11 protein-coding genes are annotated in these 13,708 nt (G+C 51.1%); 9 read left to right on the top strand and 2 right to left on the bottom strand.

Annotated features, from left to right (window positions below):
• Window positions 1-44: 44 nt before the first annotated feature.
• On the bottom strand, window positions 45-413 hold the full coding sequence (locus JUF13_RS07625) for a CidA/LrgA family protein (protein ID WP_125765725.1): 369 nt from the start codon (window positions 411-413) through the stop codon (window positions 45-47).
• 480 nt (window positions 414-893) lie between these two features.
• Between JUF13_RS07625 and JUF13_RS07620 the strand changes: the two genes are divergently transcribed.
• The gene (locus tag JUF13_RS07620) at window positions 894-1,991 is read left to right on the top strand and encodes a glycosyltransferase family 4 protein (RefSeq protein ID WP_125765717.1); all 1,098 of its coding nucleotides are present in this window, start codon (window positions 894-896) and stop codon (window positions 1,989-1,991) included.
• 89 nt (window positions 1,992-2,080) lie between these two features.
• On the opposite strand, the gene JUF13_RS07615 is transcribed toward JUF13_RS07620, so the two are convergent.
• Window positions 2,081-2,746: a YigZ family protein gene (locus tag JUF13_RS07615; protein ID WP_203638939.1), complete on the bottom strand. Its 666-nt coding sequence runs from the start codon at window positions 2,744-2,746 to the stop codon at window positions 2,081-2,083.
• Window positions 2,747-2,827: 81 nt separating this feature from the next.
• On the opposite strand from JUF13_RS07615, the gene JUF13_RS07610 reads away from it, so the two are divergent.
• The 8 genes from JUF13_RS07610 to JUF13_RS07575 all read left to right on the top strand — a co-directional run bounded on the left by JUF13_RS07610 (window position 2,828) and on the right by JUF13_RS07575 (window position 13,672).
• Window positions 2,828-4,144, top strand: a complete 1,317-nt coding sequence (locus JUF13_RS07610) for an ATP-dependent helicase ComFA (RefSeq protein WP_203638938.1) — start codon at window positions 2,828-2,830, stop codon at window positions 4,142-4,144.
• Window positions 4,141-4,818 carry a ComF family protein gene (locus JUF13_RS07605; protein ID WP_203638937.1) on the top strand — a complete coding sequence of 226 codons (678 nt, stop codon included), beginning with the start codon at window positions 4,141-4,143 and terminating at the stop codon, window positions 4,816-4,818. The genes JUF13_RS07610 and JUF13_RS07605 overlap by 4 nt, the downstream gene beginning before the upstream one ends.
• Before the next feature lie 139 nt (window positions 4,819-4,957).
• Window positions 4,958-5,515, top strand: a complete 558-nt coding sequence (gene hpf / locus JUF13_RS07600) for a ribosome hibernation-promoting factor, HPF/YfiA family (protein WP_125765721.1) — start codon at window positions 4,958-4,960, stop codon at window positions 5,513-5,515.
• A gap of 832 nt (window positions 5,516-6,347) precedes the next feature.
• Window positions 6,348-8,711 (top strand): preprotein translocase subunit SecA, encoded by a 2,364-nt coding sequence (gene secA, locus JUF13_RS07595; RefSeq protein ID WP_203638936.1) that lies wholly within the window; start codon window positions 6,348-6,350, stop codon window positions 8,709-8,711.
• Between the two features lie 413 nt (window positions 8,712-9,124).
• Window positions 9,125-10,241 (top strand): peptide chain release factor 2 gene (gene prfB, locus JUF13_RS07590; RefSeq protein WP_203638934.1). Its coding sequence is split into 2 segments (ribosomal slippage): window positions 9,125-9,196 and window positions 9,198-10,241, totalling 1,116 coding nucleotides; the frame shifts between segments, so codons are not numbered across the junction.
• Window positions 10,242-10,457: 216 nt separating this feature from the next.
• Window positions 10,458-11,612, top strand: a complete 1,155-nt coding sequence (locus JUF13_RS07585) for a PDZ domain-containing protein (RefSeq protein ID WP_203638932.1) — start codon at window positions 10,458-10,460, stop codon at window positions 11,610-11,612.
• A gap of 3 nt (window positions 11,613-11,615) precedes the next feature.
• Window positions 11,616-12,323, top strand: coding sequence for a response regulator (locus tag JUF13_RS07580; protein ID WP_125765527.1), 708 nt, complete (start codon window positions 11,616-11,618; stop codon window positions 12,321-12,323).
• Window positions 12,320-13,672 (top strand): sensor histidine kinase, encoded by a 1,353-nt coding sequence (locus JUF13_RS07575; RefSeq protein ID WP_125765528.1) that lies wholly within the window; start codon window positions 12,320-12,322, stop codon window positions 13,670-13,672. Before JUF13_RS07580 ends, JUF13_RS07575 begins: the two co-directional genes overlap by 4 nt.
• Window positions 13,673-13,708: the final 36 nt, after the last annotated feature.

Below are 13,708 nucleotides of genomic sequence, written 5' to 3'. Positions count from 1 at the left end.
AAATTTTCATCCTTTTCTAGTGAAAGTAGTAGCAGTCGACGAATTTATTCTTCGACGTTAACGTCACGATGGAAGACGTTCTTCCGAAGCCAGATGAATCCGGCGGTCGTGTAAGCCACAACAACCAGCAGGACAATCGTTGCAATTAAGATAACGACAACCAGTTGAACCCCTTGTGCCTTTAAGATGTCCAGGCTAGCAGCCAATTGGATACCTGAAGGAACGAACAAGAAGGCAATCAAACTGATCATGAAGTCCCCAAATTTTTCAACGTTACGTAACTTAACGATGTGGGAAGCCAATAAGATGTAAAGGATTACCAAACCGATAACAGGCGTTGGAACTGGGAACGTTGCTGGGAACAGTGGGGAAATTAGGCTGGAAACAAACAGGATAGCGGCGAAGATCCCCATTTGAATTAAGATGGGTGAAGCTTGTTCTTCTTTAGCCGTTTCTGTCTTTGTTGCTTTATCATTAGCAGCCAATAGAAAAATCTCCTTTCAAAATACAAACCAAAGTGACGGACGACTGGAAAGGTTTCACAAGGAAATAGGATAAATAGCTTGGACACAAATGAAATGTGAAACCTTTCTCAATGACACAAACCTATTATATGGCTTTTGCCTGATTTGCACAAGAAAAATCTGTGAATTTTAGGCTTTCGTCTGTACACTTGTGCACGAAATCGCCCAAGTGGATAGAAAGGAAACGCTTACACAAACTTTATGAATTAATTTTTAATTCACAAACCCGGAGTGGGGTACTTTGTGAATTGTGTTAGTTGGCTGAACAAAGCTTATTTTTCTCTGATGAGTCTGAAAAGGCGGTTGTGTTTAATTTCATAGATTTGTATAATTAGCAAAAGAGTTGAATGAAAGAAAGAGGACACTTTAATGAAATTTGAGATTATTGTTAGCTTATTTGCTACCATGATTATCTCCGCGGTCCTAACCCCGTTTGTACGCCGCTTTGCGTTTCAAATTGGTGCGGTGGATAAACCGAATCAACGCCGGGTCAACAAAGTTCCCATGCCGACCCTGGGTGGCCTAGCCATCTTCATTGCGTTTACATTTTCAACCATGTTTTTGTTACGTGACCAAATGCCAACGCAGCAGCTGTGGGGGTTGTTCGGTGGTGAATGTATTATTGTTGCTGAGGGCATGATCGATGATGTCTTCGAGCTTTCCCCCAAGCAAAAGATTTTAGGACAACTGCTGGCGGCCCTAGAAGTTTATTTCGTGGCCGGCGTGCGGATGCGTTACCTGACCTTACCCTTCGTGGGCGTCTGGCACTTTGGCTGGTTAGCCCTGCCAATCACGTTGCTGTGGATTGTGGCCATCGTGAATGCCATCAACCTGATCGATGGGCTGGATGGATTGGCGACCGGGGTCTCAATCATTGCGTTGACGACTACCGGGATTACCGGTTTGTTCTTCTTAAACGTGGCCAACACCTGGGTTGCCATCATGATTTTCGCGTTGGTGGCGGCCATGGTTGGGTTCTTACCGTATAACTTTTTCCCAGCCCGGATTTATTTAGGGGATACCGGCGCCCAGTTTATTGGGTTCATGATTGCCTGTTTCTCCCTATATGGGTTAAAGAATGTGACGTTTATTTCCGTGATCATCCCCGTGATCATTCTCGGGGTGCCCATCACGGATACCGTGTACGCCATGATTCGCCGGATCTTAAATCGGCAGCCCATTTCGCATGCGGATAAGCATCACTTGCATCACCGCTTGATGCAGTTGGGCTTAACCCACCGGCAAACGGTGCTGGTTATCTACGGAATCGCGTTGATTTTTTCCTTTATTTCCTTACTTTACCCGTTGTCCACCATCTGGGGGTCCGTCCTGCTGACGGTGGCCATCCTGATTGGACTGGAACTCTTCGTGGAGGCCATTGGCCTGGTCGGTTCGAATCGACAGCCCTTGCTGCACTGGATCAACCGTGTGGTTCAAAAACTTACGTCGAAAAATTCTGACGAGTAGGAATCAATCAGATGTTTAACCAAAAAAGGTGTGTCGCCAGAAAATTCTGACGGCACACCTTTTCGTTTACCAATGTATTAGTAGAAGAATTAATCCGTGGTGTCGCGACTGCTGGCGTTGATTTCCACTGGGACTTCGTTGTAGGCGATGTCACCCACGACAACCGTCAGTCGGTCGCTCAACAGGTTAGTGATGGCGGCCTGGGTGTCAGCGACGGCAGCCAAATCGACCGCAATCGTGACGGCGACCTGGTCCGTATAGTTGGTGGCCAGGATGCTGATGGCGTTTTCGGTGAGGTAGTGGTTGAGCCGGTCGTAGTTGGGGTAGTCGACGGTGAGGGTCAGTTCCTGTTGGCGGACCAATTTGACCACGCCAACCGCTTCGATACCGGTCGAGGTGGCGTTGCTGTAAGCGCGAATCAAGCCACCAGCGCCCAATTTGATGCCGCCAAAGTACCGGGTGACCACGGCAATCACGTTGTGCAGATGATTGCGTTGCAGGACGGTCAGAATGGGCACGCCCGCGGTTCCGGAGGGCTCGCCGTTATCGCTTTCCCGTTGGATTTCGTCGTGCTCGCCAATCAAGTAGGCCCAGCAATGGTGAGTGGCCTTTGCTTCACGAGCCGTCACGTCCGCCAAAAAGGCCTTGGCGTCATCCTCCGTGGTGACCCGGCCGAGATCGGCGATGAACCGCGATTTTTTAATTTCGAGCTCATGGTTGCCGCTCGCTTGGATGGTTAAATAATCTGTTTCCATTTTAAAAAAGCACCTTTCAAAAAAATAATCGGCCTTCTTTTACGGAGTTAACTAGTAGAGTCACCGTAAGGAGGAGTAGCCGTGCAAAATGATGAAGACTTTTTTGGCCGCCAGTTACCGTTGCGAGGAGCACCCGCAAATGGAGCGGTGGGGCAACGGGCGTTAAGAACCGTGGGTGAACGGCGGCAGTGTCAGCGCTGTGGGCAGTGGTTAGCGGTCACGGACCGGTTGGCCAACGGCGACTGGTATTGTCGCCAGTGCCTGCAGCTAGGCCGATTGACCTCGCAACATGAATTATACACTATTCCGGAGCCCAACCGGTTTGCGCGCGTCAAATCGGGGGGATTGACTTGGACAGGGCAGTTGAGTGCGCAACAAGACGTGGCGGCACAGGCTGTGTTACGGCACGTGAAAACACGAACGGACCACCTACTGTGGGCGGTCACCGGGGCGGGGAAGACGGAAATCGTCTATCCGGCGCTGGCCTGGGCATTGGCCCAAGGCTGGCGGGTCGCCTGGACCTCGCCACGAGTGGACGTGTGCTTGGAACTTGCCCCACGGTTGCGTCAGGCATTTGGCGGGGTCGCGCAGGCCTTGTTATACGGTGGTCAGGCCGACCCGTATGCTTATTGTCCGCTGACCATCTGTACCACGCATCAACTATTACGCTTCAAGGCCGCCTTTGACCTGATTGTCGTGGACGAGGTGGATGCCTTTCCACTGGCGACCAGTCCAATGCTCCAACGGGCCATTGCCAATGCCCAGAAGCCGCAGGGGTGTCATCTGTTATTGACCGCAACGCCCGGCAACGACCTGCAGCAACAGGTTCGTCGGCATCAGTTAGCGGTGACCTACGTGCCATTGCGCTATCACGGCCATTTGTTGCCACAGATTGATCTCCGGTTAGCGTGGCGGTGGCGGGAGGGACTTTTACGCAATCGCCTGCCGAGCGCGTTGATTCACCAGTTACGGGGCTATTTGGCCAAGCATCAGCGGTTCCTATTGTTTGTGCCGCACGTGGTGGATCTGCCGGTGATCAGTCAGGCCCTGCAACTGGCTGGGATTCAGGGCGGGGTGACCGTCCATGCGGCGGACCCGGACCGGCCGACCAAGGTCCAGGCGATGCGCGACGAGACGATTCCCTTCTTGATCACGACCACGATTTTGGAACGGGGGGTCACCTTTCCCAATATTGCCGTGGTGATTTTGGGCGGAGATGACCCGGTCTTTTCGACGGCCGCCCTGGTCCAGATTGCCGGACGAGTTGGCCGAAGTGCGGACTTTCCCAGTGGGCAGGTCACCTGTTACTGCCATAGTCATACCAAACGGGTGCGGTTGGCGCGGGGGATGATCGCTCACCTCAATCTCCAGGGCAGACGCCAGGGTGGGCGGCCATGAGCGCCTGTGTCTGGTGCGGCCGCCAGCTGCAAGCGACGCTGACGTTAGCCCAAATTTGGCGGTTCGCACCGATTGCGCAGGCCACCGTCTGTGACACGTGTCAACACCGGTTTGCGGCGATTACGAGTCAGCATTGTCCGGCATGCGGTCGGCAGCAAATCGATGAGACTGTTTGCCTGGATTGTCAGCGCTGGTCAGGGCGTCCACTGACCAACCATGCCGTTTACGTGTATGATGTGGCGATGAAGGCCTACATGCAGCAATATAAATTTCAGGGGGATTACGCATTGCGAGTCCTGATGCAGGCCCCACTGGCGGCGGCCCTGCAGCGGGAGACCTATGATGTGTTGGTGCCGATTCCGGTGGATCAGACAACCTGGCGGACGCGGGGGTTCAATCAGGTGACCGGCTGGCTGCGAAACCAGCCTTTCCAGCAGGCCCTGTTGGTTCGAGCAACGCACAAGGAACGGCCGCAATCGGCCAAGGCTAGGGCCGACCGGTTGCGGACACCCCAGCCATTTACCCTGGCACCCAACGCCAGTCAGATTCTCCACGGACAACGCGTTTTACTCTTAGATGATGTGTACACGACGGGGCGGACCCTGCGTCACGCCGCTGACCAAATTTATTTGGGAGGGGCGAAAGCGGTTACTAGCCTGACTTTAGCACGTTAAGGGGTAGGTAAAAATGATTAGATTAATTGTTTCTGGTAGGGCTTTCTATTATAATAAGTGTAAGCAAAGCATATTAGAAGAGTGGTCCTTCTAATGCTGAGCAAGCCAAGGAATTCTTGGCTGAAGGGAGAGAAGTTTTATGCTCACATTTAATATTCGTGGTGAAAACATCGAAGTTACTGACGCAATACGGGATTACGTTGAAAAGCGTATCAGCAAGTTGGAGAAATATTTCGACAACAACGTTGAGGCAATTGCGCATGTCAACCTGAAGGTCTACCAAAACAAGACAGCGAAGGTTGAAGTAACAATCCCACTCCCATACTTGACATTACGGGCAGAGGAAACCTCTCCGGACTTATATGCAAGTGTTGACCTGGTAACGGACAAGCTGGAACGTCAAATTCGTAAGTACAAGACCAAGGTCAACCGTAAGTCCCGGGAAAAGGGTTACAAGAATCTCGACTTCTCACCGGACACTGACAGTGAAAAACCGGCTGACAGTAACGAATTAGAAGTTGTCCGCACCAAGCGGGTTTCATTGAAGCCAATGGATAATGAAGAGGCCGTTCTGCAAATGGACATGTTAGGCCATGACTTCTTTATCTACGAAGACGCTGAAACTAATGGTATCAGCATCGTCTACCGTCGTAACGACGGTCGGTATGGCTTGATTGAGGCCGATGACCAAGATTAAGTAAATTTAGTTTCCGAAGCGCTGCGAGTTCTTGCGGCGCTTTTTTTATATAAGAGTGCGGAGCGAGCCGCTTAGGTCCTGAGCATTAGGGAGTAAAAGAGCTTCTGTCCGGCAGCGCCGGGCAGGAGTTCTTTTACTTTCTAAGCGCAGGGACCTGGCTCGTGTAGCACGTTTCAGAGGCCGCCAGAATCGGGAATGTTCCGTGTAGAACCAGTGAAACGATTTAAAGCAAGCTGAAATGAATGTCCAGTCTAGGGTCATTGCTTAGTCGGGGTTAAGCGCAGGGACCTGGCTCGCGTAACACGTTTCAGAGACTGCCAGGTCCAGGACTGTTCCTAGTCCAAGGGTCTAAAACAAAATAGAATCTAAGAACTCACCCAGAGCCTGGGACACTCCCGTTACGTTGTTAAGCGGAACTAGCTGCCTTGCGGAATAAGTTTCTGCCGGGTGAACTCGTGACACACCGTCCCAATCAATTCAACCAGCACAAATTACCAATCAGTTTGGCCGCTGAAATCACAATTTAACTTCCACGCAACGCAGACTTAACGCAGAACTGTTATACTTAAGACTCGAATCAGTGTGTCGGGGAGACCGCGATGCACGCTGGAAGTCTGTGACCCCCTTGAATATCGCAATAGATTAATTGTTAAACTAATTTTGTTAACCCTATTTTAGGTTGGTGCCAAGCCAAAGAAACCGCTTCACCAAGCCGCCAGTATGGAGATTTGTTTCATCTTGGTCCGGATAGTGGTAAAATGTAGGTTGATTTATTGTAAACAAATGGGTAACTTTAAATAGACTTACTAAATGTACTGAAGGGAATTCTCACATGGCAAATATTTTGAAACGATGGGTCGAAAGTGATCGCCGGACTTTACGACGCCTCAGTAAATTAGCGGACGAAGTTGGTGCTTACGCCGACGAGTACGCACAACTTTCAGACGATGATCTGAAGGCAAAAACGCCGGAATTTAAACAGCGTTATCAAGACGGCGAAACGTTGGACGATTTACTGCCTGAGGCTTTTGCGGCTATCCGTGAAGGTGCCAAGCGGGTTCTCGGCCTCTATCCTTTCCACGTGCAGATCATGGGGGGAATTGTGCTTCATGAAGGGAATATTTCCGAAATGAAGACTGGTGAAGGGAAAACCTTGACCGCCACAATGCCCGTCTATCTGAACGCTATTGCCGGTAAAGGGGTTCACGTTGTAACGGTTAACGAATACCTGTCTGCACGTGACGCCACTGAAATGGGTGAACTGTACACCTGGATGGGCTTAACGGTTGGGTTGAACTCAGCTGAAAAGTCACCAGAAGAAAAGCGGGAAGCCTACAACGCCGACATCACTTACTCAACCAACGGGGAAATCGGTTTCGATTACCTGCGTGATAACATGGTTGTTTACAAAGAAGATATGGTTCAACGACCATTGAACTTTGCGATTGTCGATGAAGTTGACTCCATCTTAATTGATGAAGCCCGGACGCCACTGATCATTTCTGGTCAGTCCGAAGGGACGAGTGCGCTTTACCAACGGGTTGATCGCTTTGCGAAGACCTTACATGAAAAAGACGACTTTAAGATTGACCTCGAATCCAAGACGGTTGCTTTGACCGATACTGGGATTGAAAAGGCCGAAAAGTACTTCAACTTGAAGAACTTGTATGACACCGATAACACGGCCTTGACCCACCATATGGACCAAGCCTTGCGGGCCAACTTTATCATGCTTCGTGATAAAGACTACGTGGTTCAAGACGGTGAAGTCTTAATCGTTGATTCCTTTACTGGGCGGGTTATGGACGGTCGTCGTTACTCTGACGGCCTGCACCAAGCCATTGAAGCCAAGGAAGGCGTCGAGATTCAAGAAGAAACTAAGACGATGGCCAACATCACGTACCAAAACTTGTTCCGGATGTACAAGAAGCTTTCCGGGATGACCGGTACTGCCAAGACCGAAGCCGAAGAATTCCGGGAAATTTACAACATGGAAGTTATCACCGTGCCAACCAACAAACCGGTTGTCCGGGTCGATGAACCTGACCTGTTGTACCCAACCTTGGAATCCAAGTTTGACGCCGTGGTTAAGGAAATCAAGACGTTACACGAAAAGGGTCAACCCATGTTAATCGGGACCGTTGCCGTGGAAACTTCTGAATACCTGTCCCAACGTTTGGATAGTGAAAACATCCCGCACGTGGTCTTGAACGCCAAGAACCATGCTAAGGAAGCCGATATCATTCAAAACGCTGGTCAAAAGGGTGCCGTTACCATTGCCACCAACATGGCTGGGCGGGGGACCGATATTAAATTGGGACCCGGCGTCGTTGAAATTGGTGGGTTAGCCGTTATCGGGACTGAACGTCACGAATCACGGCGGATCGATAACCAACTTCGTGGGCGTTCCGGTCGTCAAGGTGACCCTGGTATGACCCAGTTCTACCTGTCTTTGGAAGATGATTTGATGCGGCGGTTCGGTTCTGACCGGGTCAAGGCCTTCCTTGAACGGATGAATGTTGATGGCGAAGACGCTGTTATCCGTAGCCGGATGATCACCAAGCAGGTAGAATCCGCTCAAAAGCGGGTTGAAGGGAACAACTACGATTCCCGGAAGAACGTTCTGCAATATGATGACGTTATGCGTCAACAACGGGACGTTATCTACGGCGAACGGAACCAGGTCATTAACCAAGACTCCTCATTGAAGTGGGTCTTGATGCCAATGATCGAACGGACCGTTGAACGCGTGGTTAACCTGCATACGCAAGGCGACCAATCCGACTGGGATTTGGATACCTTACTGGACTTCGGGATTTCCGCAATGGTTTCACCAGATAAGATCAGCCTGGATGATTTGAAGGGCAAGACCGCTGATGAGATCAAGGCCTTCTTCATGGGCTTGGCGGAAGAGGTTTACGCTGACAAGCAAAAGCAACTCTACGACCCAGCACAAATGCTGGAATTCGAAAAGGTTGTGTTGTTACGTTGTGTTGACTCTCACTGGACCGACCACATCGACGCCATGGACCAATTACGTCAATCCATTGGATTACGGGGCTATGGTCAGTTGAACCCATTGGTTGAATACCAACAAGATGGGTTCCGGATGTTCGGCGAAATGATTTCCGACATTGACTACGACGCCACGCGCCTGTTCATGAAGTCTGAAATTAGACAAAATATTACCCGTTAAACGGGAACGAACGAGGCGGAAGCAATTCCGACCTCGTTTTATTTTTAACTTCAAAAAATGCTAAGTAGTGGCGAGGACAAGACAGTCTTAGTCACGAATAAGGTTAAGACAGAGTTATTGGCGGCACATGACTGATAAGTGTGTCATACTAGTAGCAGTCTTGGTTATGGGTTAAACTAGTGTTAGCCGCAGGGCTGGTGAAAATGAGCTCAGCCGTGGGAATTGCCTTAGCAGCTGGTCTGCTTAGACAATTGCTATCTTTGAGCCTCGGATTGTGAGGCTCAAAGTAAGTCTGGAGACCGCTCTTTGGCTCCAGACGGGCGCCCACAGCGTCACGGCTCATTTTTCACCAGCCCGGAGGCGACAACATTTAACCTGAAACAAATAGAATAACTAAAAAGGAGCCAACCAACATGGAATTAAGCGATGCAAAACGTGAAATTACCGCCATGCGTGAACAACTAACCGGCTTTAGGGGGTCGCTTTGACTTTGATGCCTTGAACGAAAGCATCAGTGTTAACGAAGGCCAGATGGCCCAACCGGATTTTTGGGATAATGCCCAAACCGCGCAAAAATTAATTGACGAAACCAATGAAATGAAGAAAAAGGTCGAGGAATACCAAAACCTTTCCGACCAAGTCGATGACCTCGAGGTTGCCCTGGAGTTATTACAGGAAGAACCCGATGCCGACATGCAGGCGGAGTTTGAGGCGGACTTTGCCAAGGCTAAGCAAGCACTACAGCAGTACAGCCTGAACATGTTGCTCAACCAGAAGTATGACCGCAACAATGCGATTTTAGAAATCCATCCCGGGGCTGGGGGCACTGAATCCCAGGACTGGGGGGACATGTTGATGCGGATGTACACGCGCTGGGCCGAGCAGCATGATTTTAAGGTCACCATTTTGGATTATCAACCAGGGGATGTTGCAGGCTTAAGCAGCGCAACGTTACTGATTGCCGGGCACAATGCGTATGGCTATCTCCGGTCCGAGAAGGGCGTGCACCGGCTAGTTCGGATTTCCCCATTCGATTCGGCTGGGCGGCGGCACACGTCGTTTGCTTCCGTGGATGTTTTACCAGAACTGGATGACTCGGTCGACGTTGAAATTAATCCGGCTGACTTGAAGGTGGATGTTTACCGGGCGTCGGGTGCTGGGGGCCAACACGTTAACAAGACGTCTTCGGCCGTACGAATCACCCACTTGCCAACCGGTATCGTGACGCAGAGTCAGGCGCAACGGTCACAACTGCAAAACCGGCAGACGGCTTTGGGGATGTTGCGGGCCAAGTTGTATGAACGCGAAGAACAGAAGAAGGCCGAGGAAAAGGCCAAGCTTGAGGGTGACCAGATGGACATTGGCTGGGGCTCTCAAATTCGGTCATACGTGTTCCATCCGTACACGATGGTCAAGGATCACCGGACGGACTATGAAACGGGGAACGGCCAGGCTGTCATGGATGGTGACCTGGATCCGTTCATCGACGCCTATCTGCAATGGCAACTGAGCCAGAAGAATCCAGACTAAGCGGTCGGTCAGCGTGCTTAAACGTTAGTGAAACTAACAATCACCGTCTGGTAACCGCTACGGCAAGTGACCTGATGAAACTGCCAGCGGGCATGGACGGGTCGTTGACTGATTCACAAAAATAATGATTGCGCGGGTAACACGAATGTCGTGTTGCCCGTTTTTGTTTCATGCTATACTGAGGACAGCTATTTTTTCAGGAAAGGTGTCGATTTCATGCGGACATTTATTGCTTGCGGCAGTTATTTGCTGCAGCCGCTAGTTTGGCTGGCCGTTCTGCGGGTCTGGCTGGCTAGTCGCGCGCGGATCAAGTCCGAGCGTCATGACTTTGGGAGCGCCGTTTACGGCGATCACTTTGAGTTGCGTCACTTGTTGACGCAGGGGATTTTACTGGGGTTAGGGCTCTCCCTGGTTAACTTCTTGATTGGGTTCAGTCTACCCATTATGTGGATTATTGTTTATGAAGTGTTGGCGTTTATCACGTTGATCATTTTGCCAACCACTGTTTTACCACTGACCCTAATTGTGGTGAGCACGTTAATCACCTGGTGGGGCAGTAATTACATACCGATCAAGCCCGATTTATCGGCTGCCGGTCTCAGCTTTGGTCCTGTAGCGGGAGCCAACTATCTGTGGCTCGCCGTCATGTTCTTCCTTTTGCTGGGCCACTGGGTTGCCCATTATGGTGGCCGATTCACAAGTCCTAAGATTTATGCGAAACAACGGGGGAAGCGCATCGCTGGCTACCCCTGGCGTGAATTGCTCGTCATCCCCATGGTGACGCTGGTTCCTGGGGACTGGTTTACCAGTCAGTGGGCCTTTTGGCCGGTCTTTCACATTCAAGGACAGAGTTTTGCAATTTTAGTTTTGCCATTATTGCTAGGCCTACGTTTTACCATCTTTCGGCAGGCCCCGCAGCTGGTCTACCGCCGTCTAGCGAAGCAATTCGTGTGGTTAGGTGTGGCCGCCGCGGCTTTTGTGGGTTGGACAACGTTTCGGCCACAAGATTCGCCATTCCTATTAATCGTCCTGTTAGTTGGTTATGCTGTTATCCTATGGCGGGCTAAACGCTATGACGAACACCAACAATTCTGGTATTCTCAGGTGGACGACGGCGTCCGGGTACTGGCTATCCGGCCACGAACACCAGCCGTGAAAATGGATCTGGCTGCTGGCGATATTATTTTGGAATGCAACCATCGTCCCATCAATAGTGAAACGAGTTTTTATGAGGCGCTGCTGGCCAATCCTGCGTACTGTCACTTACGCGTGCGGGACATGAATGGCGAGTTGAAGATGACCGAAACGGCCATTTATTCCGGCGCACCGCACGAAATTGGGATCGTTTTATTCAGAGATCAGGAGGGGTAACCTATGAGTCGAGTCCTAGTCGTCGATGATGAACCCGCCATTGTGACGCTGTTGCAGTACAACTTGGAACAAGCAGATTTTCAAGTGGTCACAGCAATTGATGGCGAACAGGCGTTGAATTTAGCCCTACACGAAAAATTTGATGTGATTTTACTGGATTTAATGTTGCCTAAATTGGATGGTGTTGAGGTGACCAAACGCCTCCGCCAAGAGAAGATTCAGACACCCATCATTATGGTGACGGCCAAGACAGGTGAATTTGATACGGTCTTTGGCTTGGAATTAGGGGCGGATGATTATATCACCAAACCGTTTAGTCCCCGGGAGGTCATTGCGCGGATGAAGGCTGTCATGCGGCGATACCATGAGGATGAACCGCAGGAAAAGGCGCCTAGCAAGGCAGCCCACCGGCTACAGGTCGGGGACCTGACCATTGATCAAGATAAGTTTCAGGTGAAGCGGGGCGACCAGCCGATTGAGCTGACCCCTAAGGAATTTGAACTGCTCCTGTTCTTTGCCAAGCGTCCCGGCAAGGTCTGGAGTCGTGAGCAATTACTGGAAGGCGTCTGGGGGTTTGATTATAGTGGGCAGACGCGGATGGTCGACATCCACGTATCCCATCTGCGAGAAAAAATTGAGCGGGACCCTAAGCATCCGACGCTGTTGAAGACGGTTCGGGGCTTTGGGTATACTTTTGAGGTCCAGCCATGATCCGGCAATTGCTGGTGGTCTTTCTCGGCTTGGGTGCGGCCAATACGTTACTGGTGAGCGTGGTGCGCGCCCCTCATTTTGCGTTAGCCACGTTGGTAGCCTGGTCGTTGGCCTTGCTGGAAACGGTGGTCGCTGGCTACCTATACCACTGGGCTGAACAGCGAATTACGATTCTGACGAAGAAGGTCGAGGGTATCCGTCATGAGGAGGCCCCGGCCCACGTGTTATTATCGCCGCACGACCCATTTTATCAGCTGGCCTTACAGATTAACTATCTGCAAACGCAGCAACGTAAGGCCCGGCGGCAGATGGCGGGACAAAACCAAGAGTTTGCCACCCTGCTGGACTACCTGCCCATCGGCGTGATGGTGATTGACCGCTATCGCAAGGTCGAGCTGGCCAATCCCGCGATGGAACAGTTTCTCCAGCACCGCATCTCACCGCGGCGGCATCCCTTCACCCAAGATATTCGGCAGTTTGAGTTGGCCAGTCTGATTAACTCGGCGTTGAGTGACCGCGAGACCCAGCATCGGACTTTGAAGTTGCCAGGCGTGGTTAACGAGCGGACCGTAGATGCCCGGGCCATTTATACGGCGACGTCGCAGGACTATTTTCAAGTGTTGGTCCTGCTGTACGATGTGACCGAGGTGTATGCGGTTGAGCAGATGCAGATGGACTTTGTGTCCAACGCGTCCCATGAGCTGAAGACACCGGTCACGGCTATCTCAGGCTTTGCTAAAACGCTGTTAGCGGGAGCCAAGGATGATCCGGAAAAATCGGTTGAGTTCTTAAAAATTATTGACCAACAGAGCGAACGCTTGGTGGAATTAATCAATGATGTTTTAACCATTTCGCACATCGAATCGGGTAATGCCGTTGAGGTGACCGAGGTCCCCGTGGGGCAGATGATTGCGAGTCAGGTGGCATTGTTAACGCCCTTGGCGGCAGTTAATGCGGTGACGCTGATCAATCAGGTACCGACAGACTTAATGGCCGTCACCGACCAGCGTAAGTTTGATCAGGTGCTGAAAAATGTGTTGAGCAACGCTATTAAATACAATCGGCCGCAGGGGTCTGTGACGCTCTCGACCCGAATCTTAGGGCACTCGTGGGCGTTGACGATTGCGGATACCGGGATTGGAATTGCCCCGCAGGACCAGCTCCGGGTTTTCGAGCGCTTCTACCGGGCCGACGTGTCCCATTCCAATCAGTTGGTCAGTGGGAGTGGCCTCGGTCTCGCCATTGTCCGGGAGCTGGTCGAATCGCTGAACGGCAAGATTGATTTACAAAGCACGCCAGACGTCGGGACTAAGGTGACATTGACGTTCCCGTTGGCTGAAAAAGAATAGACGAATGACGTGGGTGCCTGGAATTAATTTTCCGGA

Source organism: Levilactobacillus wangkuiensis, assembly GCF_016861605.1.
Classification (GTDB): Bacteria; Bacillota; Bacilli; order Lactobacillales; family Lactobacillaceae; genus Levilactobacillus; species Levilactobacillus wangkuiensis.
This window is presented reverse-complemented; position numbering and strand designations above follow the sequence as displayed.

Bases quoted from the DNA above. Each gene is read 5' to 3' on its own strand.
- JUF13_RS07625 (WP_125765725.1), bottom strand. From the start codon at position 413: ATGGGGATCTTCGCCGCTATCCTGTTTGTTTCCAGCCTAATTTCCCCA.
- JUF13_RS07620 (WP_125765717.1), top strand. From the start codon at position 894: ATGAAATTTGAGATTATTGTTAGCTTATTTGCTACCATGATTATCTCC.
- JUF13_RS07615 (WP_203638939.1), bottom strand. From the start codon at position 2,746: ATGGAAACAGATTATTTAACCATCCAAGCGAGCGGCAACCATGAGCTC.
- JUF13_RS07605 (WP_203638937.1), top strand. From the start codon at position 4,141: ATGAGCGCCTGTGTCTGGTGCGGCCGCCAGCTGCAAGCGACGCTGACG.
- hpf (WP_125765721.1), top strand. From the start codon at position 4,958: ATGCTCACATTTAATATTCGTGGTGAAAACATCGAAGTTACTGACGCA.
- secA (WP_203638936.1), top strand. From the start codon at position 6,348: ATGGCAAATATTTTGAAACGATGGGTCGAAAGTGATCGCCGGACTTTA.
- JUF13_RS07585 (WP_203638932.1), top strand. From the start codon at position 10,458: ATGCGGACATTTATTGCTTGCGGCAGTTATTTGCTGCAGCCGCTAGTT.
- JUF13_RS07580 (WP_125765527.1), top strand. From the start codon at position 11,616: ATGAGTCGAGTCCTAGTCGTCGATGATGAACCCGCCATTGTGACGCTG.
- JUF13_RS07575 (WP_125765528.1), top strand. From the start codon at position 12,320: ATGATCCGGCAATTGCTGGTGGTCTTTCTCGGCTTGGGTGCGGCCAAT.